At 64.8% G+C, this 20,581-nt stretch carries 20 protein-coding genes; 10 read left to right on the top strand and 10 right to left on the bottom strand.

Annotated elements, in window-relative coordinates:
- Positions 1 to 4 precede the first annotated feature (4 nt).
- The gene (locus tag ACUXH0_RS14095; RefSeq protein WP_012435431.1) at positions 5 to 1,942 is read right to left on the bottom strand and encodes an ATP-binding cassette domain-containing protein; all 1,938 of its coding nucleotides are present in this window, start codon (positions 1,940 to 1,942) and stop codon (positions 5 to 7) included.
- Between the two features lie 240 nt (positions 1,943 to 2,182).
- Here ACUXH0_RS14095 and ACUXH0_RS14090 point away from each other — a divergent pair, with 240 nt between their 5' ends.
- The 9 genes from ACUXH0_RS14090 (at position 2,183) to ACUXH0_RS14050 (ending at position 12,142) form a co-directional block, all read left to right on the top strand.
- Positions 2,183 to 3,172 carry a MurR/RpiR family transcriptional regulator gene (locus tag ACUXH0_RS14090; RefSeq protein ID WP_012435432.1) on the top strand — a complete coding sequence of 330 codons (990 nt, stop codon included), beginning with the start codon at positions 2,183 to 2,185 and terminating at the stop codon, positions 3,170 to 3,172.
- A gap of 17 nt (positions 3,173 to 3,189) precedes the next feature.
- A complete protein-coding gene (locus tag ACUXH0_RS14085) occupies positions 3,190 to 4,152 on the top strand; it encodes an isoaspartyl peptidase/L-asparaginase family protein (protein ID WP_004626616.1) in 963 nt (320 codons plus the stop codon).
- Between the two features lie 81 nt (positions 4,153 to 4,233).
- Positions 4,234 to 6,081 (top strand): dipeptide ABC transporter ATP-binding protein, encoded by a 1,848-nt coding sequence (locus ACUXH0_RS14080; protein ID WP_220485452.1) that lies wholly within the window; start codon positions 4,234 to 4,236, stop codon positions 6,079 to 6,081.
- A 49-nt stretch (positions 6,082 to 6,130) separates the two neighbouring features.
- On the top strand, positions 6,131 to 7,684 hold the full coding sequence (gsiB, locus tag ACUXH0_RS14075; protein WP_012435434.1) for a glutathione ABC transporter substrate-binding protein GsiB: 1,554 nt from the start codon (positions 6,131 to 6,133) through the stop codon (positions 7,682 to 7,684).
- Between the two features lie 69 nt (positions 7,685 to 7,753).
- Positions 7,754 to 8,677, top strand: a complete 924-nt coding sequence (gene gsiC / locus ACUXH0_RS14070) for a glutathione ABC transporter permease GsiC (RefSeq protein ID WP_004626622.1) — start codon at positions 7,754 to 7,756, stop codon at positions 8,675 to 8,677.
- Between the two features lie 10 nt (positions 8,678 to 8,687).
- A complete protein-coding gene (gsiD, locus tag ACUXH0_RS14065; protein ID WP_004626623.1) occupies positions 8,688 to 9,587 on the top strand; it encodes a glutathione ABC transporter permease GsiD in 900 nt (299 codons plus the stop codon).
- Positions 9,588 to 9,597: 10 nt separating this feature from the next.
- The gene (locus ACUXH0_RS14060; protein WP_012435435.1) at positions 9,598 to 10,623 is read left to right on the top strand and encodes a DmpA family aminopeptidase; all 1,026 of its coding nucleotides are present in this window, start codon (positions 9,598 to 9,600) and stop codon (positions 10,621 to 10,623) included.
- A gap of 8 nt (positions 10,624 to 10,631) precedes the next feature.
- Positions 10,632 to 11,447 (top strand): M55 family metallopeptidase, encoded by an 816-nt coding sequence (locus ACUXH0_RS14055; protein WP_012435436.1) that lies wholly within the window; start codon positions 10,632 to 10,634, stop codon positions 11,445 to 11,447.
- A 335-nt stretch (positions 11,448 to 11,782) separates the two neighbouring features.
- Positions 11,783 to 12,142 (top strand): chitin-binding domain-containing protein, encoded by a 360-nt coding sequence (locus ACUXH0_RS14050; protein ID WP_004626628.1) that lies wholly within the window; start codon positions 11,783 to 11,785, stop codon positions 12,140 to 12,142.
- A 39-nt stretch (positions 12,143 to 12,181) separates the two neighbouring features.
- Here ACUXH0_RS14050 and ACUXH0_RS14045 read toward each other — a convergent pair whose 3' ends face one another.
- From ACUXH0_RS14045 to dapC, 9 genes are all read right to left on the bottom strand, one after another.
- On the bottom strand, positions 12,182 to 12,973 hold the full coding sequence (locus ACUXH0_RS14045) for a DUF2182 domain-containing protein (RefSeq protein ID WP_012435437.1): 792 nt from the start codon (positions 12,971 to 12,973) through the stop codon (positions 12,182 to 12,184).
- A complete protein-coding gene (locus ACUXH0_RS14040; protein WP_012435438.1) occupies positions 12,970 to 13,614 on the bottom strand; it encodes a DUF1326 domain-containing protein in 645 nt (214 codons plus the stop codon). The genes ACUXH0_RS14045 and ACUXH0_RS14040 overlap by 4 nt, the downstream gene beginning before the upstream one ends.
- 325 nt (positions 13,615 to 13,939) lie before the next feature.
- Positions 13,940 to 14,842 (bottom strand): 50S ribosomal protein L3 N(5)-glutamine methyltransferase, encoded by a 903-nt coding sequence (gene prmB, locus ACUXH0_RS14035; RefSeq protein ID WP_012435439.1) that lies wholly within the window; start codon positions 14,840 to 14,842, stop codon positions 13,940 to 13,942.
- A 15-nt stretch (positions 14,843 to 14,857) separates the two neighbouring features.
- The gene (locus tag ACUXH0_RS14030; RefSeq protein WP_012435440.1) at positions 14,858 to 15,376 is read right to left on the bottom strand and encodes a class IV adenylate cyclase; all 519 of its coding nucleotides are present in this window, start codon (positions 15,374 to 15,376) and stop codon (positions 14,858 to 14,860) included.
- Between the two features lie 11 nt (positions 15,377 to 15,387).
- Positions 15,388 to 16,539: a succinyl-diaminopimelate desuccinylase gene (gene dapE, locus ACUXH0_RS14025; RefSeq protein WP_024541675.1), complete on the bottom strand. Its 1,152-nt coding sequence runs from the start codon at positions 16,537 to 16,539 to the stop codon at positions 15,388 to 15,390.
- Between the two features lie 40 nt (positions 16,540 to 16,579).
- On the bottom strand, positions 16,580 to 16,924 hold the full coding sequence (locus tag ACUXH0_RS14020; RefSeq protein WP_004626639.1) for an arsenate reductase: 345 nt from the start codon (positions 16,922 to 16,924) through the stop codon (positions 16,580 to 16,582).
- 14 nt (positions 16,925 to 16,938) lie between these two features.
- Entirely contained in the window at positions 16,939 to 17,352 is a 414-nt protein-coding gene (locus tag ACUXH0_RS14015; RefSeq protein ID WP_012435442.1) for a membrane protein, read from the bottom strand.
- A 60-nt stretch (positions 17,353 to 17,412) separates the two neighbouring features.
- Positions 17,413 to 18,240, bottom strand: a complete 828-nt coding sequence (gene dapD, locus ACUXH0_RS14010) for a 2,3,4,5-tetrahydropyridine-2,6-dicarboxylate N-succinyltransferase (protein WP_009238252.1) — start codon at positions 18,238 to 18,240, stop codon at positions 17,413 to 17,415.
- Between the two features lie 46 nt (positions 18,241 to 18,286).
- Positions 18,287 to 19,486 (bottom strand): succinyldiaminopimelate transaminase, encoded by a 1,200-nt coding sequence (gene dapC, locus ACUXH0_RS14005; RefSeq protein WP_012435443.1) that lies wholly within the window; start codon positions 19,484 to 19,486, stop codon positions 18,287 to 18,289.
- Between the two features lie 141 nt (positions 19,487 to 19,627).
- Here dapC and ACUXH0_RS14000 point away from each other — a divergent pair, with 141 nt between their 5' ends.
- On the top strand, positions 19,628 to 20,548 hold the full coding sequence (locus ACUXH0_RS14000) for a DMT family transporter (RefSeq protein ID WP_004626647.1): 921 nt from the start codon (positions 19,628 to 19,630) through the stop codon (positions 20,546 to 20,548).
- Positions 20,549 to 20,581 lie beyond the last annotated feature (33 nt).

Genomic DNA, 20,581 nt, shown 5'->3' with positions numbered 1-20,581 from the left:
AGCCTCAATTGATTTGTTCGAGTTGTTCGTGCAGCTCGAGCCAGCGTTCTTCCAGCTCGTCGAGTTCGGCGTTCAGTTCGGCCTGGCGGCGCAGGCTTTCCATCATGCGCGCCTTGTTGGCTTCCTCATACGCTACCCCGTCGGCGAGGAAGGCTTCGAGTTCCGCCTTTTCCTTCTGCAACGGTGCCATGCGTTTTTCAATGGCATCGACGTTCTTTTGCAGCGGCTTGCGTAGCGCATTCAGGCGCTGACGTTCGGTGGCTTCTTCGCGCTTCTGATCGCGGCGGTTGGTGGCCGGCGCGCCATCCGCATCGGCCGGAGCAGCCTGTGCGCCGGCGGCTGCGCGCTTGGCCGCGGCTTGCTTGAGCAGCCAGTCGCGGTAGTCGTCCAGATCGCCGTCGAACGGGGCGACAGTGCCCTGGCCAACGAGCAGGAACTGGTCGGTCGTGGCGCGCAGCAGATGCCGGTCGTGCGAGACGAGGATCAGCGTGCCGTCGAACTGGGCGAGCGCCATCGTCAACGCTTCACGCGTGTCGAGATCCAGATGGTTGGTCGGTTCATCAAGCAGCAGCAGGTTGGGGCGCTGCCAGACGATCAGGGCGAGCGCCAGGCGCGCCTTCTCGCCGCCCGAGAACGGCTCGATGGGCGAGGTCGCCATGTCGCCGCGGAAGTTGAAGCTGCCGAGAAAGTCGCGCAGCTCCTGTTCGCGTACGTCGGGCGCCAGCCGCGCCAGATGCAGCAGCGGCGAGGCGTGGTCATCTAATGTTTCCAACTGGTGTTGGGCGAAGTAGCCGATCTGCAGGCCCTTGCCGCGCCGGATCGTGCCGGACAGCGGCGCCAGCGTCTCGGCCAGCGTTTTCACCAGCGTCGACTTGCCCTGGCCGTTGGCACCCAGCAGGCCGATGCGCTGGCCGGTCTGGATCGAGAACGTCAGGTGTTTGAGGATGGTGATCGGCTGGTCTTCGGTGGGCCCCGGATAGCCGCAATCGACGCCTTCAAACGTGAGCATCGGGTTGGGCGCCGCCTCAGGCTCGCGGAATTCGAACGAGAAGCCTGCCGCCGCATGCACGGGCGCGAGGCGCTCCATGCGCTCCAGCGCCTTGACGCGGCTCTGCGCCTGCTTGGCCTTGCTGGCCTTGGCCTTGAAGCGCGTGATGAACGATTCGAGATGCGCGATCTGCTTCTGCTGCCGTGCGTACGACGCTTCCTGCAGCGCCATCTGCTGCAGGCGCTGCGTTTCGAATTGCGTGTAGTTGCCGCCGTAGCGTTTGAGCTTCTGGTTCTCGATATGCAGCGTGACGTTGCACACGCCGTCGAGAAATTCGCGGTCGTGGGAAATCATCACCAGCGTGCCTGCATAGCGCGACAGCCAGTCTTCCAGCCAGACCACGGCGTCCAAATCCAGGTGGTTGGTGGGCTCGTCGAGCAGCAGCAGGTCGGACGGGCACATCAGAGCCTGGGCCAGATTCAGACGCATGCGCCAGCCGCCAGAGAAGCTCGCCACCGGTTGCGTCGTCTGCGCCATTGTGAAGCCGAGACCGAGCAGCAGCGCTTGCGCGCGCGCCGGGGCGGTGTAGCCGTCGGCATCGGCAAAGGCCGTGTGGGCTTCGGCTTGCGCGTGGCCGTCGTGCGCGGCTTCGGCCGCGGCGAGGCGGCGTTCGATGTCGCGCAGGCGGGTATCGCCGTCGAGCGTGTAGTCGAGCGCGCTGCGGTCGACTGCGGGCGTTTCCTGCGCCACGTGTGCGACCTGCCAGGTGGGCGGGATGGCGACTTCGCCGCCGTCGGCGTGCAGCTCGCCGCGCAGCATCGAAAACAACGTGGATTTGCCGCTGCCGTTCACGCCGACAAGGCCGACCCGTTCACCGGGGTTGAGAGTGGCGGTAGCGTGGTCGAACAGCACCTTGGTGCCGCGCTGGAGGACGAGGTCGTCGAATCGGATCACGAAAAACTGCGCTTGAAGGCAAATCGGAGAAGGGTGCGATTGTAGCGTGCTGCGTCGCACGATCCTGGCGCACCTGGGGCGTTTGGACTGGTGTATTGCACCGCGACGAGGCGGCACTCGCCCGCAACCTGTGCGGCGGCATTCGACCTAGGGAAAACCATAGGTCTTCATGAAAGTTTTTTTCTTTACACGGTCGATTCGTGAAAATACATTTACACAAAATTTTCACGGCCCAGGAACATGGCGAAATCCACCAGCAAGCGTACGGATGTGTCGAAAGGCGCATTTGCCGCCGATGCGACGGTCTCCGAGCGCATTGGGGCGGCCCTTGCCACGCTCACGCCCGCGCACCAGCGCATGGCGGAATACGTGCTGGCGAACCCGTTCCGCGCCGCCACCATGCGCATCGACGAGTTTGCCGCGGCGGTCGACATGTCGATTGCCACGGCCAACCGGTTCGCGCTGGCGCTGGGCTTTGACGGCTATCCGCAGTTCCGTGCCGGGCTGCTGCGCGGTTTCGAAGCGACGCTCGCGCCAGTGGAAAAGCTGCGCCACGAGCTGGCACGCCCGGCTACCAGCGCGGAGATCTTTGCCGCCTCGCTCAACGAAGACATCGCCAACCTTGATGCCACGCGCCGCATGCTCGACCCCGCAGCCTGCGAACGCGCGGTCGACGCCATCCTGGGCGCACAGCGCATCTACGTGATGGGCTTTGGCGCCAGCGGTTATCTGGCGGGGCTGCTGCGCCATGGGCTCGATCTGTACTGCGACACGGTGATCTCCGTTTCGCAGCCGGGCGGCGCATCGGATGCGGCACGCCAACTGCGCAAGATCGGGCCGAAGGATCTGCTGATCGCCATCGCTTTCCCGCGCTATGCGGCGGACACCATCACGCTGGCCAAGCAGGCCGGTAAGCAAGGCTGCCAACTGCTGGCGCTGACCGACAGCCCCACATCGCCGCTCGCGCCGCTGGCCGACATTGCGCTGTATGCGCGGCCGGAGCGGCAATTCTCCGCCACGTCCGACACGGCCGCCGTGGCGCTGTTCGAAGCGCTGTGCGGCGCGGTGGCGCATCGTTCGGCGCATTCGCTGGAATCGGCCGAACGCCTGACTGAATTCGTGCTGCCGTGGCTGCATACAGCCCCAGCGCCGCGCACCAATGACGCCCCGGGCGCCTCCGGCACACCGACAACCACCCGACGCGGCCGCAAACGCGCCGCTGAAAACTGATTGACATCGAGCCACGCATGACTACGCCCATCCTCGCCATCCACGGCGGCGCCGGCACCATCACCCGCACGGCCATGAGTGCCGACAAGGAAGCCGCTTACCAGCAAGCGCTGAACGACATCCTGGCCGCAGGGCAACGCATCCTTGTGGAAGGCGGTAGCGCCCTGGATGCCGTGACCGAAGCCGTGCGCCTGCTCGAAGAGTGCCCGCTGTTCAACGCCGGCAAGGGCGCGGTGCTTACCAGTGCCGGCACGTATGAACTCGATGCGTCGATCATGGATGGCGCCAGGCTGGCCGCCGGCGCAGTGACCTGTGTCAAGCGCCTGCGCAACCCGATCCTCGCGGCCCGCGCGGTGATGGAGCGCAGCGAACACGTGCTGTTCACCTCCGAAGGCGCCGAGGCTTTCGCGAAAGCGCAGGGCCTGGAGTTTGTCGAGCCGGACTACTACTACACCGAAGCGCGCTACGCCCAATGGCAGCGCGCCCGCCAGCAAGACGGCATGGCGCTGCTCGATCACGATGCCGCGTCGCTCGTGGCCAAGGAAGCTGCACCCATCGACCCGGACAACAAGTTCGGCACCGTGGGCGCCGTGGCATGCGACGCGCAAGGGCGCCTCGCGGCGGCCACCTCCACGGGCGGCGTGACCAACAAGAAGGTCGGCCGCGTGGGCGATACGCCCATCGTTGGCGCGGGTTGCTTTGCAAACAACGTGGCGGCGGTGTCGTGCACCGGCACGGGCGAGATGTTCATCCGCGCCGTGGCTGCCTACGACGTGGCCGCACAGATGGAATACGCCGGCAAGTCACTGGCCGATGCAACCGACGACGTGGTCATGCGCAAGCTCATGGCCATCAATGGCCGCGGTGGGCTGATTGCCGTAGACGCGAAGGGCAACGTCGCGTTGCCGTTCAACACCGAAGGGATGTACCGCGGGTTCGCACGCGGCGCGCAAGCGCCGGTTGTGTCGATCTATCGGTAAGAAGCCGAAGCCGCCAAGCAGGACAGCAGGAGATTTGTCGTGACAGCAACCAAACAGCCGAGTGCCAGCAGCGTCATTGCCATGCCCGAGCAGCGCGTTGTGCAGGTGCAAGACCTGAGCGTGCGCTTTGCCACGTCCGAGCGCGTGGTCGACGCGGTGCGCAACCTGTCGTTCCACGTCGACCGGGGCGAGACGCTGGCCGTGGTGGGCGAATCGGGTTCGGGCAAGTCGGTGACGTCGCTGGCGCTGATGCGGCTGGTGGAACACGGCGGCGGCAAGATCGTCGGCGGGCAGATGCATCTGCGCCGCCGCAACGGCGAGGTGCTGGACTTGGCCAACGCCAGCTCAGCCGCCATGCGCGGCGTGCGCGGCGCCGACATCGCGATGATCTTTCAGGAGCCGATGACCTCGCTCAACCCGGTGTTCACCGTGGGCGAACAGATTGCCGAATCGATCCGCCTGCACCAGGGCAAGTCCGCCAGCGAAGCCAAGGCCGAGGCGCTGCGCATGCTCGAGCTGGTGCGCATTCCGGAAGCGCGCAATGTGCTGGGGCGCTATCCGCACCAACTGTCGGGCGGCATGCGCCAGCGCGTGATGATTGCGATGGCGCTTTCATGCAAACCGTCGTTGCTGATTGCGGATGAGCCGACTACCGCGCTGGACGTGACCATCCAGGCGGAAATCCTGCAACTGATCCGCGCGCTGCAGCAGGAACTGCACATGGCGGTGGTGTTCATCACGCACGACATGGGCGTAGTGGCGGAAGTGGCCGACCGCGTGCTCGTGATGTACAAGGGCGATCGCGTGGAAGAGGGCCCGTCGGCCACGGTGTTTGCACAGCCGGCGCATCCGTATACGCGTGCGCTGCTGTCGGCGGTGCCGCGCCTGGGCTCGATGCAGGGCACCGATGGCCCGGCCCGCTTTCCTCTGTTGCGGGTGGACGGCACGGCCGCCGCGGTCGATACGACACCGCAGCCGGCGGCGTCGCACGATGTGCAACCCATTTTGCGTGTGCGTGATCTCGTCACGCGCTTTGACGTGCCCACGGGCATCTTCGGCCGCGTTACGCGCCGGGTGCATGCTGTGGAGCAGGTCAGTTTCGATCTCTACCCTGGTGAGACGCTGGCGCTGGTCGGCGAATCGGGCTGCGGCAAGTCGACGACGGGACGGTCGCTCTTGCGCCTGGTGGACAGCCAGAGCGGCAGCATCGAATTTGCCGGCCAGAACATCGGCGAGCTGAAGGGGCCCGCCCTCCAGACGCTTCGCCGAAACATCCAGTTCATCTTCCAGGACCCATTCGCCTCGCTGGACCCGCGCGTGCCGGTCGGCTACTCCATCATGGAGCCGCTGCTGGTGCATAAGGTGGCCTCCGGCAAAGAGGCACAGCAACGCGTGGAATGGCTGCTCGACAAGGTGGGCCTGCAGGCCGCGCATGCATCGCGCTATCCGCACGAGTTCTCCGGCGGGCAGCGCCAGCGCATCTGCATTGCGCGCGCGCTGGCATTGAACCCGAAGGTGGTGATTGCCGATGAGTCGGTGTCCGCGCTGGATGTGTCGATCCAGGCGCAGATCGTCAACCTGATGCTCGACCTGCAGAAGGAGTTTGGCGTTGCGTTCCTGTTCATCTCGCACGACATGGCCGTGGTGGAGCGCATCAGCCATCGCGTGGCGGTGATGTACCTCGGCCAGATCGTCGAGATCGGCCCGCGTCGCGCCATCTTCGAAAACCCGCAGCACCCTTACACGAAGAAGCTGATGTCGGCCGTGCCGATAGCGGACCCGGCGCGCCGTCACCTGAAGCGTGAACTTTCCACGCACGAAATCCCCAGCCCGATCCGTGCCGTTGGCGACCTGCCGGTGGTGCAGCCGTTGGTGCAAGTGGCGCCAGACCACTTTGTTGCCCGCCATTCGATTGGCGGCGCGTATTAATCGCAATACAGAACGCAGTGAGACGTCATCTTTGATGAGGAGGAAGGAAATGTTCAATCGCTTTGCTTTCAGCCCGCGCGCAGCCATGGTTGCCAGCGGCCTGGCCCTGGCGGCATTCACCATGCCGGCCTTTGCCGCCAAGGACGCCGTGATGGCGGTCTACTCGACCTTCACCACGATGGACCCGTACGACGCCAACGACACGCTGTCGTTCAGCGCGGCCAAGTCGTTCTATCAAGGCCTGTTCGGCTTCGACAAGGACATGAAGCTGGTCAACGTGCTGTGCGACAGCTACGAGGTCAGCAAGGACGGCCTCGTCTACACGTTCAAGCTGAAGAAGGGCGTGAAGTTCCACGATGGCACCACGTTTGATGCCAACGCCGTCAAGGCCAACCTGGACCGCGTGACCGACCCGGCCAACAAGCTCAAGCGTTTCGTGCTGTTCAACCGCGTGGCCAAGACCGAAGTTGTTGACCCGACCACCGCCCGCGTGACGCTCAAGGAGCCGTTCTCGCCGTTCATCAACGTGCTGGCCCATCCGTCGGCGGCGATGATCTCGCCCACGGCGCTCAAGAAGTACGGCAAGGACATCGCGTTCCACCCGGTCGGCACCGGGCCGTTCGAATTTGTCGAGTGGAAGCAGACCGACTACCTGAAGGGCAAGAAATTCGACGGCTACTGGAAACACGGCCTGCCGAAGATCGACACCATCACCTGGAAGCCGGTGGTCGACAACAACACGCGCGCCACCATCATGCAGACGGGCGAGGCCGACTTTGCGTTCACGATTCCGTTCGAGCAGGCTGCCGTCCTCAAGAGCAGCCCCAAGGTTGACCTGATTGCCGCGCCGTCGATCATCCAGCGCTATGTCAGCTTCAACACCAACGTGAAGCCGTTCGACAACCCCAAGGTGCGTCAGGCGATCAACTATGCGATCAACAAGGATGCGCTGACCAAGGTGGCGTTCGCGGGTTACGCCGTGCCGGCCGAAGGCGTGGTGCCGCCGGGCGTTGACTACGCGGTCAAGCTGGGCCCGTGGCCGTACAACCCGGCCAAGGCGAAAGAGCTGCTGAAGGAAGCGGGTTACCCGAACGGCTTTGAGACGCAACTGTGGTCGGCCTATAACCACACGACGGCGCAGAAGATCATCCAGTTCGTGCAGCAGCAACTGGCCCAGGTCGGCATCAAGACGTCGGTGCTGGCGCTGGAAGCCGGCCAGCGCGTCGAGCGTGTGGAAAGCGTGCCCAAGCCGGAAGACGCCGGCGTGCGCATGTATTACGCAGGCTGGTCGTCGTCGACGGGTGAGTCGGATTGGGCGCTGCGTCCGTTGCTGGCATCGGAAGCCATGCCGCCCAAGTCGTTCAACACCGCATACTACAAGAACGAGCAGGTGGATGCCGACATCGCGGGCGCACTGCGCACGACCGATCGCGCTGAGAAGTCGAAGCTCTACACCGACGCGCAGAAGCGCATCTGGGAAGACGCACCGTGGGCCTTCCTGGTGACGGAGAAGATCGTCTACGCGCGCTCGAAGCGTCTGTCGGGTGCCTACGTCGCGCCGGACGGTTCGTTCAGCTTCGACGACATCGACGTCAAGCAATAAGCCTCATTGCCGTACCGGCCCGCGCAGCCTTGCGCGGGCCATTGAAATGCCGCCTGCGGTGGATTTGCCATGCTGAACTACTTCATTAAACGTGCGCTGGGCGTGATCCCGACACTGCTGATCGTGGCAGTGCTGGTGTTCCTGTTCGTGCATCTGTTGCCCGGCGACCCGGCGCGTTTGGCCGCCGGCCCCGAAGCGGACGAGATGACGGTCGATCTCGTCCGCAAGGACCTGGGCCTGGACAAGCCGATGCACGAGCAGTTCGTGCGCTTCTTCGCCAACGCCGCACGTGGTGAATTCGGCAACTCCATCCGCACCAAGCGCCCGGTGAGCGAAGAGATTGGCGAACGCTTCTGGCCGACGCTCAATCTGACGATCACCAGCATGGTGTGGGCGGTGATCTTCGGCATGGTGATCGGCATCACATCCGCCGTGTGGCGCAACAAGTGGCCTGACCGCCTGGGCATGACGCTCGCCGTGTCGGGCATCTCGTTCCCCGCGTTCGCACTGGGCATGCTGCTGATGGAAGTGTTCTCGGTGCAGCTTGGCTGGCTGCCAGCCATCGGTGCGGACACCTGGAAGCACTACATCCTGCCTTCGCTCACGCTGGGCGCTGCAGTGGCTGCCGTGATGGCGCGCTTCACGCGTGCGTCGTTCGTGGAAGTGCTGCAGGAAGATTTCGTGCGCACCGCCCGTGCCAAGGGCGTGCGCGAGACTGTGGTGGTCATCAAGCATTGCCTGCGCAACGCGATGATCCCGGTGGTCACGATGATGGGCCTGCAGTTCGGTTTTCTGCTGGGCGGCTCGATCGTCGTGGAGAAGGTGTTCAACTGGCCAGGCCTCGGCCGTCTGCTGGTGGATGCGGTGGAAATGCGCGACTACCCGGTCATCCAGGCCGAGGTGCTGCTGTTCTCGCTGGAGTTCATCCTGATCAACCTTGTGGTGGACATGCTGTACACCGTCATCAACCCCACCATCCGCTACAAAAAGTAAGGAGGCCGCCATGACCCAAGCCGCAAGCCAGGCGGTCGCACCGCAAGCCGCCACCGAACCCGTTCGCACCCCCTGGACGGAGTTCTGGCGCAAGTTCCGCAAGCAGCATCTGGCGATGGGCGCCGGTGTGTTCGTGATCGCGCTGGTATTGATCGCCATCCTCGCGCCGCACATCGTGCCGTTCGATGCGGAAAACTATTTCGACTACGACGCGCTCAACGCGGGGCCGTCGGCGCAGCATTGGTTCGGCGTCGATTCGCTGGGCCGCGACATCTTCAGCCGCATCCTGATGGGCACACGCATCTCGCTGGAAGCGGGCTTCGTGTCGGTCATCATCGGCGCCATCATAGGCACCATGCTCGGCCTGTTGGCCGGCTACTACGAAGGCTGGTGGGACCGCATCGTCATGCGCATCTCCGACGTGCTGTTTGCCTTCCCCGGCATCCTGCTGGCCATCGGCATCGTGGCCATCCTGGGCAACGGCATGATCAACGTGATCTTTGCCGTGGCGGTGTTCAGCATTCCGGCATTTGCGCGGCTGGTGCGCGGCAACACGCTCATGCTCAAGCACCTGACGTATGTGGAAGCCGCGCGCAGCATCGGCGCATCCGACTGGACGATCATCATGCGGCACATCCTGCCGGGCACGATTTCATCCATCGTCGTGTACTTCTCGATGCGGATCGGCACCTCCATCATCACCGCTGCCAGCCTCTCGTTCCTGGGCCTTGGCGCCCAGCCGCCCACGCCGGAGTGGGGCGCGATGCTCAACGAGGCGCGCGCCGACATGGTGACGGCGCCGCACGTGGCGATCTTCCCGAGCCTGGCCATCTTCCTGACCGTGCTGGCGTTCAACCTGCTGGGCGACGGCCTGCGCGACGCGCTGGACCCGAAGATCGACCGCCGCTGAGTCTGCTCGCATGTCTCTGAGTCTTCCGCACATCGGCGCACTGCCCGCGGGCGTACGCAACAGCATCGCCGACGTGGCGGGCGTGACCGTCGGCCACGCCACACTGGCAGGCGGTGCCATCCAGTCCGGCGTGACCGTGGTACGCCCGCATGCCGGCGACCCGTTCCTCGACAAGGTGCCGGCCGCCAGCGTGGTGCTCAACGGTTTCGGCAAGAGCATCGGCCTGGTGCAGGTGGGCGAGCTGGGTGTGCTCGAAACGCCGATTGCGCTGACCAACACGTTCGCTGTGGGTGCGGTGGCGCAGGCGCAGATCCGCCAGGCGGTGGCGGCTAACCCGCAGATCGGCCGCGCGTGGTCGACCGTCAATCCGCTCGTCTTTGAATGCAATGACGGCTACTTGAACGACCTGCAGGCTTTTGCCGTGCAGGACGTGCACTACGACGCGGCCTACGCTGCGGCAGGCCAAGCGTTTGAGCAGGGCGCGGTCGGGGCAGGGCGCGGGATGTCGTCGTTTGGCGTGAAGGGCGGCATCGGTTCTGCATCGCGCGTGGTGACACTCGCCGACGGCGCACAACGTACGGTCGGCGCGCTCGTGCTGTCCAACTTTGGCGTGACCAAAAACCTGACGCTTGGCGGGCGCAACGTCGGTGCGGAGCTGGCGAAAGCGCTGGCCGCCAGCACACCGGAGCCTGAGAAGGGATCAATCATCATGCTGCTCGCCACCGACGCGCCGCTGGACGCGCGCCAGTTGCGCCGCCTTGCCTTGCGCGCGGGCGCGGGCCTGGCACGCACCGGCTCTGTCTTTGGTCATGGCAGCGGCGATATCGCACTGGCGTTCTCCACTGCCTACACCGTGCCGCACGAAGGCGCGCGCGCCATGCCGGCCGTCGCCATGACGCACGAATCGCATCTCGACCCGCTGTTCCAGGCCGCCGCTGACAGCGTCGAACAAGCCATCGTGCACGCGCTGTTCCACGCAACAGCCGTCACCGGCCGCGACGGCAACGCCCGCCGCGCACTGACCGAATTGCTCTGACCTGACCCATGCGAATCCTGATTTCCGCCGACATCGAAGGCGTGGCCAACGTGTTCCACCCCGAGCAGACGCGCGCCGGTAACGGCGAATACGAGCGCGCCCGCCGCTGGATGACCGCCGAAGCCGACGCCGCCGTCCGCGGTGCCTTCGACGGTGGCGCCACGGACGTGCTCGTTAACGATTCGCACGGCGGTTTCCGCAACCTCATCCCCGATTCCATCGACCGCCGCGCACGCTTCGTCCTCGGCAAGCCGCGCTACCTCAGCATGATGGCCGGCGTGGACGGCTGCGATGCCGTCTGCATGATCGGTTACCACGCGCGCGCCGGCAGCCGCGGCGTGCTGGCGCACACCATCAACAGCTTTGCGTTTGCGCGCGTCTGGTTCAACGAGCAGGAACTGGGCGAGGCCGGCCTCTACGGCGCCCTGGCCGGGGAGCGCGGCGTGCCGGTGGCCGTTGCCAGCGGCGACGACGTGTTCATCAAGGAAACCAAGCCGCTGCTGCCGCACACCACCTTTGTCGAGACCAAGCAGGCCGAAGGCCACAACGCGGGGACATCGCTCTCGCCCGAGCAGTCGTGCGAGGCCATCTACGCAGCCGTGAAAGCCACGGTGCAGCGGGGGCATTTCAGCATGCCGCTGCGCCTCCAGGCGCCGATCGTATGCCGCCTGCAGACGCAAACGCCCGCATTGGCCGACCTGTTCTGCCAATGGCCCGCCCTCGAGCGCGTCGACGGCACGATGCTGCGCTTCGCCGCCGACTCCGTCGAACATGCCGTGCGCATGCTCAACAGCCTCTCCGCCATGTCCGCGATGCTGCGTTAAGCGCCAACTCTTCACGGCACATCAAAGCGTCAGCGCGCGTGCAGACGGTTTGGCCGTTCATGCCCTAGATGGCGCCTTGAATTTCTGTAAGCAGGCGGAAAAAAGACGGGGAACTATCTGAGCGAAGCGAGTTTTCCCCGTCTCCGCCCGGTTACATAAATTCAAGGGGAAGTCGCCATCTCGGGCGCGCCTTTCTTTGCTTACTTTCTTTGGCAGCGAGACAAAGAAAGTGAGTCGGCCCCGGCAGGGGGCGAAACAGGGGATGCACAGTGAGCACATTGCGCACTCCCCAACCCAGCGTAAACTTCGGATACCCAACCCCGAAGGAGCCTCCCATGACCCGCGCACTCACACTCGGCATGCTGCTCTGTGCGCTTGCGCTAACAGCCTGCGAACGCCGCCCCTCGCCATCGAGCCCACCGACGCCGCAGACTTCCAAAGCCGAAAAGGCGGCCGCCGCACTGGCCAAGGCCGCCGCAGAGTTCAAATGCCCCGGGCCATCCGCGCGCTTCATGTTGGACGACGGCACCAACCGTGGTCCCAAGCAACCGATCCGCACCAATTGCACTACCGCCTACGCCACCTGCGACGCACAGTCGCAAGCCGTCTTCGATCATTGTCCGAGCGGCCAGGTATTCGACAAACGTTTCAGTATCTGCGTGGTGAAAGACGCGTGTGACGAGGTGACGTCCTGATGACCTGACGGCTGACGTGCGCGGGAGCCGGGCGGTGGACTAAACCAGCAGCGTTGCACCTGCCCAGGCAATCAGCACAACGCCCAGCACACGGCCGGCCTGTTCGCCGCGGGGCAGTATCTTCTCCACGAAGACGATCACGGACAGGGCGGCAATCCAGACGAGATTCATGATGCCGCCCACAAACAGCAGCGCCATCAGCACCCAGCAGCAGCCCACGCAGTATGCGCCGTGGCGTGTGCCGAGCACGAAGCTGCCGGCAGCGCCAGGGCGCCAATGCGCCGTCAGGAAGCCCACCGGCGAGCGGCACTGCGCCAGGCACGCGTGCTTGAGCGCGGAGAACTGATATGCCCCCGCCGCCGCCAGCACCGTTGCGGAGAGTACCGCGCTCTTTGACCACAGCATCATTTCTGAAATGAGACCCGTCGGCTGCAGCGCCACCTGCAGGGATGCCGCACCCAGGGAGAAGGCCAGCCACGCAGTCAGGTAACCGGCCAGAAGACATACCGAGAGGATTGCCGACCTGGCTTCGGTCGTGCCGTGGTGCCGCAGTACACGCCGGTACAGCAGAATGAGCGGCGCCGCGCTCGGCGTCATCATCGCGGTCATCATCACCCACCACATCAGGGTCACAGTGGGCAACGATGCATCCATGCCGCCGATGCCACCAGGCAATCGATGCGGAAACAGCGTGAGTGTCGTCATGTCGAGTGCAGACATGCCCATGCCTGCACCCGTCCACAGATACCACCAAGACAGCGCGACAACGGCAACGACGCCGAATGCCGTGATGACGCGCTCGCGTTGGAGGACGCTTTCGAGGCCGCTCATGCGGCGGTGCGGTGCCGAATCGGTCCCTTGTTGTTCAGGTGCAGTCGCGCGAATTGCCCGTAGGAATCCTTGAGGTCTAGCGCGATGTTGCCCTGTGAGCGACTGGTGGCGGAGCCAACCTCGGCCAGCTCGTACTCGAAGCCGTGCGGCAGATCGATGCGGGCACGGTGCTCCGCGCCCGTTACCGGATTGCGGATCGGTTCGCCAACGGTATCGAATACGCCATCAACATGAATCCGGCCACGTCGGGCATCGACATCGACGTCGTAGTCGATCTGCGTGACGATCGGATCGAATACCTGTTCAAGTGTCGATGCAAATACCGAAAACATCGTTGCGAACGGCTCGGTATCTTGCCCTGCCATGATTTTCAGGATGGCTTCGCGTTGCGCCGGCGTGGCATGCTTGTCGACGACCGGCTGGCATCTGCCTTTGCCTTCGTGGATGGGGCCGGGCCATTGGAACACGACCGCGATCTTCACGCCGTCGAGTTGCACATTGCCGTGATGGCCGCTGTCGATCGAGATCGCGCCCATCGCTTCGCAGAAGCCTTTGGTTGGCAGCGCGTTGAACTGGCACGGGCAACCGTATGAGCAATTGCAGTTGATGAGTTCGGTCCCTTGGATTTCCCACGGAGTCATGGTGGTTCTCCTGGAGCTTCCAGGCGCTTGCGCGCCTGACGCAGGTCGTCGGACGACGGATTGCGTGGCTGGAATCTAGGGCGCGTGGCTTATGGCGTGCGCACCTTCCACGCATAATCAGACCCTAGTGCACGGCAAGGGGAAGTCAAGACAGGGATTGGGCCGCATGGACGATGGGCCCGGATGCATCTTGCGGCGCAAGGCAGGATGCCCCGGCGATGCAGAAGCGCGAAACCGTTGCGGCGGTTCCGGCAGCGGATGCTGCCTTGCCAGCGATACCTAGCGCGCCTGCTGCACTGTCAGGAGGCGCGCTTGGCGCAGCGTCTTACAGCGCTTCGCGCGTGACGAGGAACACCTGGTCTTCGCCTGCGCTGGTCGGCAGCCAGACCAAGTCGAGATCCGGGAACGCCGCCTCAACGTTTTCACGCTCGTTGCCGATTTCCACCACCAGCACGCCGTGCGGCTTCAAGTGGCGCGGTGCATCGGCCAGGATGCGGCGTACGATGTCCATGCCGTCGTTGCCGCCGGCCAGCGCCATGTGCGGCTCGGCGCGGTACTCGGGCGGCAGCGCCTGCATCGACGCCTCGTTTACGTACGGCGGATTCGTCAGGATCACGTCGTAGTGCACACCCGGCGGCAGCGGCGCATACAGGTCGCCCTCATGCAGGCGGATGCGGTCTTGCAGGCGGTATTCGTCGACATTGCGATTGGCCACCACCAGTGCATCCGGCGACAGGTCCACCGCATCGATGGTTGCATTGGGCCATTGCAGCGCAGCCAGGATCGACAGGCAGCCCGAGCCGGTGCATAGCTCCAGCACATCGGTCGGGCCGTCCTCCTGGTCGATCCACGGTTCCAGACCGTCTTCCAGCAATTCGCCGATGAAGCTGCGCGGCACGATCACGCGCTCGTCCACATAGAAGCGCATGCCGTGCATGAACGCCTCGTGCGTGATGTACGCGGCGGGCACGCGGTCGACGGCGCGGCGCTCGATCACCTTCAGCACGGCAGCCACTTCTTCGGGCAGCAGGCGCGCATCCAGGAATGGCTCCAGCGTGTCGATCGGCAGATGCAGCGTGTGCAGGATCAGGTAAGCGGCTTCGTCGTAGGCGTTCTCGCTGCCGTGGCCGAAGACAAGCCCGGCGGCGGTGAAGCGCGACACGGCGTAGCGCAGCAGGTCGCGCACGGTCGTGAACGGGTGGGAGGCGGGGAGGGTAGGCGTGGTCATGGTGACGGATATGGCTCAGCGTTGGGTGGCAGCGAGCAGGTCGACGTAGGCCACGTCGAGCAGGTCGGATTCGGCAATGCCGAGGGCGTGCATCAGTTGGTGGGCGATCTTCACGCCCTCGTCTTCGGATTGCGTGTCGCGCAGCACGACTTCGAGTTCGACGAAATCGCCGAGGTCTTTCACCGCATCGACATGAATGCGCGTCTGACCGGCGAGATACAGCTGGCGCACCTTCATGACCCGGCCGGCGGCGCCGATGGCGGCGGCCAGCGTGTCGCGCAGGGCATCGGGCGCGTTGGTCGGAACGATGTGGTAGCTGGACACCCGCGGGCCGGTGCTGTTGGCACGGAAGTAGTGGATCAGCTCCCCGCGCTCGGGCGAGAACTGCCGCAGCTTCAGGCGCCCGTTCGCGCAGGCAAAGAACGTGTCGTCCTGCTCGATGCGTTCGGGGCCGGAATCTGCGATGGCAGCCGCGCGTTCAATGAGCGCAGCCACATCGCGCACACGTGCCTTGATCTCGACGTTGCGCGCCATCGGGGGCAACCTCAGGCGATCAACGTTTCCAAGACGCGGCGATACACGTTTTTCAGCGGCTCGATAAACGCCACTTCGACGTGCTCGTCGATCTTGTGGATGCTCGCGTTCGGCGGGCCGAACTCGATCACCTGCGGGCAGATCTTGGCGATGAAGCGGCCGTCCGAGGTACCGCCCGTGGTCGACAGTTCGGTGGTCACGCCGCACTCGGCCTGGATGGCGGAGGCGAGGGCTTCGGACAGCTCGCCGCGCTCGGTCAGGAAGGGCTCGCCGCCCAGCGTCCAGTCGAGCGTGTAGTCGAGGCCGTGCGCATCGAGAATGCTGTGCACGCGCGCCTTCAGGCCGTCCGGCGTGCTCGCGGTCGAGAAGCGGAAGTTGAAGTCGATCGTGACGTGGCCGGGAATGATGTTCGTCGCGCCCGTGCCGCCGTGAATATTCGACATCTGCCACGTGGTCGGCGGGAAGTAGGCATTGCCGTCGTCCCACTTCGCGGCGGCCAGCTCGGCCAGCGCGGGGGCAGCCATGTGGATCGGATTCTTGGCCAGATGCGGATAGGCGATGTGGCCCTGTACCCCGTTGACGGTGAGCTTGCCCGACAGCGAACCGCGTCGCCCGTTCTTGACCATGTCGCCGAGGGTCGACACCGAAGTCGGCTCACCGACCACGCAGTAATCGAGGCGCTCGCCGCGTGCGCGGAGCAGGTCGCATACCTTGACGGTGCCGTCGTGCGCCGGGCCTTCTTCGTCGCTGGTGATCAGAAAGCCGATCGAGCCGGCGTGGTCCGGGTGCTTGGCAACAAATTCTTCCGAGGCCACCACGAAGCCGGCAATCGACGTCTTCATGTCTGCCGCGCCGCGCGCGTAGAGCTTGCCGTCACGGTGCGTCGGTTCGAAGGGATCGGAGTGCCATTGCTCGACGGGGCCGGTGGGCACCACATCGGTGTGGCCAGCGAACACGAGCAGCTTGCCGTCGGTGCCGGCGCGCCCGCGCTTGACCGCCCACAGGTTAGTTACCCGAAAGTGGTCCGGGCCGCTGATCACGGTTTCGCATTCGAACCCGGCGGCGGTCAGGCGTTCGATCAGCACGTCCTGACAGCCCTTGTCTTCGGGCGTGACGGAGCGGCGGCGGATCAGGTCTTCAGTGAGGGCAAGCGTGGGCTGGATGTGGGACATGACAGACAGTCACCGTGATGTGTTGTTTTGGTTAGAACAGGGTCGCGTACTGATCCGCCGAGAAGCCGACATTGACGCTTTTGCCGTGCACGAGCACCGGGCGCTTGATCAGCGACGGATTCGCCTGCATCAGCGCGATTGCGCCGGCTTCGTCTCCAGCGCGGGCCTTGTCGGCGTCAGACAAGGCGCGCCACGTGGTGCCCTTGCGGTTGAGCAGCGTGGTGAGCGGCACATGCTTGAGCCAGCCGGCCAGCATGTCGGCGCTCACGCCTTGCTTCTTGAAATCGTGAAACGTGTAGACCACGCCGTTCGATTCGAGCCACGTGCGGGCTTTCTTCACGGTGTCGCAATTGGGGATGCCATGCAGGGTCGTCATGGTGGGATTCGCAATCAGTGTCGAGAGGCTTGCAGGGCAAAGGAGAGCGCGGCAACCGCCAATGCAAAGCCGACGGACGCCAGCCACGTCATGCGCTTGAGGCGGCGCTCCAGCCGCGCGGCTTCGTCGCGCAGCGCGTCGATGGTGATGGCGTGCTGCTCGGCCAGCAGCTTGACGGATTCGGCCTGCTGCAGGATCGCCGCTTCCAGCTCGGCGATGCGTGTATTCGGGTCGGGCGCGGCGCCTTCTTCGCGGGCGGGTTCGGTGCCTGTTTTCTTGCGGTTCTTGAACTTGTCGATGGTCTTGTTCGCCTGCTCCAGGATGGTGGGCAACAGCGACAAGACAGTACCGATGGTGTTTGGATCAAGACCCATGATGCGTTGGCGCAGCTTGCCGAAGCGGGTGCCGGTGGCATTGTGTTCGGACATTGCTGCGCTTGAAGTGGTTGGCATGCCTGCAAGACTAGCAGGCATGCCTTGCGCCGGGGCTTAGTCGCCGCGCAGCAGCTCGTTCAGGCCAACCTTGGCGCGCGTCTTGGCGTCGACCTTCTTGACGATCACGGCGCAGTACAGGCTGTGCGAGCCGTCCTTCGACGGCAGGTTGCCCGCCACCACCACCGAGCCCGCCGGGATGCGGCCGTAGCTGACTTCACCGGTTTCGCGGTCGTAGATCTTGGTCGACTGGCCCAGGTACACGCCCATCGAGATCACCGAGTTTTCTTCAACGATCACGCCTTCCACCACTTCCGAGCGGGCACCGATGAAGCAGTTGTCTTCGATGATGACCGGGTTGGCCTGCAGCGGCTCCAGCACGCCGCCGATGCCCACGCCGCCCGACAGGTGGACGTTCTTGCCGATCTGTGCGCACGAACCGACGGTGGCCCACGTGTCGACCATCGTGCCTTCATCCACATAGGCGCCGATGTTCACGTACGACGGCATCAGCACGGCGTTCTTGGCGATGAACGAGCCACGGCGCGCCACGGCCGGCGGCACCACGCGGAAGCCGCCCGCCGCGAAGTCTTCGGCCGTGTAGTTGGCGAACTTGCTCGGCACCTTGTCGTAGAACTGCGTGAAGCCGCCGGCAGCCATCGGCGCGTTGTCTTCCAGGCGGAACGACAGCAGCACGGCTTTCTTGATCCACTGATTGACGATCCACTCGCCGTCCTGCTTCTCGGCCACGCGCAGCGCGCCACGATCGAGCTGGCCGATCACGTTGGCGACGGCTTCACGGACATCGGCCGGAGCGGACTTGGGCGACAGGTTGGCGCGGTCTTCCCACGCTTGGTCGATCAGGGATTGCAGTTGTTGCGTCATGGTCTTGTTGGCTCTCGGAGAGGAAACAGAAGAGAAAAATTCAGGATCAGCGTTGCTGGCAGAACTCGACGATGCGGCGGGCGCCTTCCAGGCATTCGTCCACGCCGGCTACCAGCGCGATGCGCACGTAGTCCTGGCCCGGATTCGTGCCGTGCGCCTCGCGGGCGAGGTAGCTTCCGGGCAGCACGGCGACGTTCTTGGCGGCCAGCAACTGGCGCGCGAATTCAGTGTCCGACAGGCCCGTGCGCTTGACGTTGGCCCAGAGGTAGAAGGCTGCATCGGGCAGGGCCACGTCCAGCACCTCGGCCAGCATCGGCGTGACCTGCTGGAACTTCTTGACGTATTGCGCGCGGTTGTCGCGCACGTGGGTCTCGTCATTCCACGCAGCGATGCTAGCGGACTGCACCGACGGGCTCATCGCGCTGCCGTGATACGTGCGATACAGCAGATAGGCCTTGAGCAGCTTGGCGTCGCCGGCCACGAAACCGGAGCGCATGCCCGGCACGTTGGAGCGCTTCGAAAGGCTCGAGAACATCACCAGGCGGTCAAAGCCGCGGCCCAGCTGGTGCGCGGCCTGCAGGGCGCCCAGCGGCGGGTTGGTCTCGTCGAAATAGATCTCGGAATAGCACTCGTCCGACGCAATGATGAAGCCATATTCATCCGACAGCGCGAAGAGCTGCTTCCAGTCTTCGAGCGTGAGCACGGCGCCGGTCGGGTTGCCCGGGCTGCATACGAAGACGAGCTGCACGTTGCGCCATTCTTCGGGCGTGATCGCGGCAAACTCGGGCGCGTAGTTGCGCGCCGGGTCGCTGTTGGCGAACAGCGGCGTGGCGCCGGCCAGCAGCGCCGAGCCTTCGTAGATTTGATAGAACGGGTTCGGGCACAGCACGCGGGCGCCGGGCTTGCTGCCGTCAATCACGGTCTGCGCGAACGAGAACAGCGCCTCGCGCGAGCCGTTGACGGGGATGACTTCAGTGGCTGGGTCGACCTTCGGCAAGCCGTAGCGGCGCTCCAGCCATGCAGCGATGCACTGTCGCAGTGCATCGGAACCGAGCGTCGTGGGATAATTCGCCAGCCCGCCAAGCGCCGCCGTCAGCGCGTCTTTCACCAGGGCCGGCGTCGGGTGCTTGGGTTCACCGATCCCGAAGCTGATCGGCGTATGGACGGCGCTGGGCGTGACGTCCTTCACAAGCGCTTTCAGTTTCTCGAACGGATACGGCTGCAGGGCGGACAGGCGCGGATTCACGGTGTTGGGCGGCGGTGTTGGGCTGGTTGGCGGGCAAGCTTGGCGCTTGCCGGGAAGCCCGAAATTATACGGCCAACGTGTGCTGGCCGCCCCACGACAATGCTGCATGCGGCGGATTTCCGCCGTTTTTTTATTGCGTAGATGACATCGATAGCCTCCTCCGCGGACGCCTCCGCCCACCACGAGCCGCAATGGGCGGCGGCATTCTTCATCCTCCTGGGCGCCTCGGTCTGGGGCATTTCCTGGTATCCATACCGCCTGCTCGCCGCCTGGGGGCTGGGCAGCATGCTGGCCTCGTCGATGACGGGCGCGGCTGCGGCCGTCCTGGCCGCCGTGGTGCTGCGTCGTCACTTTTCGACGTTCCAGTGGTCGTGGCTGATTCCGGCGCTCGGGGTTGCAGCGGGCATCACCAATGCGGGTTTCGTCTGGGGCACGGTGCACGGCACGGTCATGCGGGTGCTGCTCCTGTTCTATCTGACGCCCGTCTGGACGGCCCTGTTGGCGCGCCTATGGCTGCACGAGCGGCTGGGCTGGCGTGGCGGTGTGTTGCTGGCGCTGGCATTGTCAGGCGCGGGGATGATGCTGTGGTCGGGCGAGGCCGGCACGCCGTGGCCGGGTTCATCTGCGGAATGGGCGGGGCTGATTGCGGGGCTCGCTTTTGCGTGCAACAACGTGCTGTCCCGCCTGGCGGGGCAGCGTCACCCGACCATGCGCCCTGAAATGCGCACCGTGGTCGTCTTCACCGGCTGCGCGTTGGTGGGCTTTCCGGCTGCGCTGCTGCTCGATGGCGTGCGCGCGGTGCCGGCGGCTTTGTCGCAAGGCAATACGTGGCTGCTGCTGGTGGGCATGGCCTGCGTGCTGGTGGGCGGCAATGCGATGGTGCAGCGCGGCTTGCAATGCTTGCCGGCCAATCGCGCGGCGCTGCTGATGCTGTTCGAAATCGTGGTCGCGGCCGCGTCATCGGCGCTGCTGACGGCGGAGCGCTTGTCTCCCCACGAAATGCTGGGCGGCGCCTGCATCATCCTGGCAGGTGCGCTGTCGGGGCTGTTGCGGCGCAGGTAGGCCGCCGGTGTTTCGCAAACCAACCAAGGAGTT

Source organism: Ralstonia sp. 110700041-2, assembly GCF_056280165.1.
Note: the sequence above shows the minus strand (reverse complement) of the source record. Positions and strands in the feature narration are given on the sequence as shown.

Excerpts from the sequence above, each read along its gene's own strand:
- ACUXH0_RS14090 (WP_012435432.1), top strand. The coding sequence starts at position 2,183 with ATGGCGAAATCCACCAGCAAGCGTACGGATGTGTCGAAAGGCGCATTT.
- ACUXH0_RS14085 (WP_004626616.1), top strand. The coding sequence starts at position 3,190 with ATGACTACGCCCATCCTCGCCATCCACGGCGGCGCCGGCACCATCACC.
- ACUXH0_RS14080 (WP_220485452.1), top strand. The coding sequence starts at position 4,234 with ATGCCCGAGCAGCGCGTTGTGCAGGTGCAAGACCTGAGCGTGCGCTTT.
- gsiB (WP_012435434.1), top strand. The coding sequence starts at position 6,131 with ATGTTCAATCGCTTTGCTTTCAGCCCGCGCGCAGCCATGGTTGCCAGC.
- gsiC (WP_004626622.1), top strand. The coding sequence starts at position 7,754 with ATGCTGAACTACTTCATTAAACGTGCGCTGGGCGTGATCCCGACACTG.
- gsiD (WP_004626623.1), top strand. The coding sequence starts at position 8,688 with ATGACCCAAGCCGCAAGCCAGGCGGTCGCACCGCAAGCCGCCACCGAA.
- ACUXH0_RS14060 (WP_012435435.1), top strand. The coding sequence starts at position 9,598 with ATGTCTCTGAGTCTTCCGCACATCGGCGCACTGCCCGCGGGCGTACGC.
- ACUXH0_RS14055 (WP_012435436.1), top strand. The coding sequence starts at position 10,632 with ATGCGAATCCTGATTTCCGCCGACATCGAAGGCGTGGCCAACGTGTTC.
- ACUXH0_RS14050 (WP_004626628.1), top strand. The coding sequence starts at position 11,783 with ATGACCCGCGCACTCACACTCGGCATGCTGCTCTGTGCGCTTGCGCTA.
- ACUXH0_RS14045 (WP_012435437.1), bottom strand. The coding sequence starts at position 12,973 with ATGAGCGGCCTCGAAAGCGTCCTCCAACGCGAGCGCGTCATCACGGCA.
- ACUXH0_RS14040 (WP_012435438.1), bottom strand. The coding sequence starts at position 13,614 with ATGACTCCGTGGGAAATCCAAGGGACCGAACTCATCAACTGCAATTGC.
- prmB (WP_012435439.1), bottom strand. The coding sequence starts at position 14,842 with ATGACCACGCCTACCCTCCCCGCCTCCCACCCGTTCACGACCGTGCGC.
- ACUXH0_RS14030 (WP_012435440.1), bottom strand. The coding sequence starts at position 15,376 with ATGGCGCGCAACGTCGAGATCAAGGCACGTGTGCGCGATGTGGCTGCG.
- ACUXH0_RS14020 (WP_004626639.1), bottom strand. The coding sequence starts at position 16,924 with ATGACGACCCTGCATGGCATCCCCAATTGCGACACCGTGAAGAAAGCC.
- ACUXH0_RS14015 (WP_012435442.1), bottom strand. The coding sequence starts at position 17,352 with ATGTCCGAACACAATGCCACCGGCACCCGCTTCGGCAAGCTGCGCCAA.
- dapD (WP_009238252.1), bottom strand. The coding sequence starts at position 18,240 with ATGACGCAACAACTGCAATCCCTGATCGACCAAGCGTGGGAAGACCGC.
- ACUXH0_RS14000 (WP_004626647.1), top strand. The coding sequence starts at position 19,628 with ATGACATCGATAGCCTCCTCCGCGGACGCCTCCGCCCACCACGAGCCG.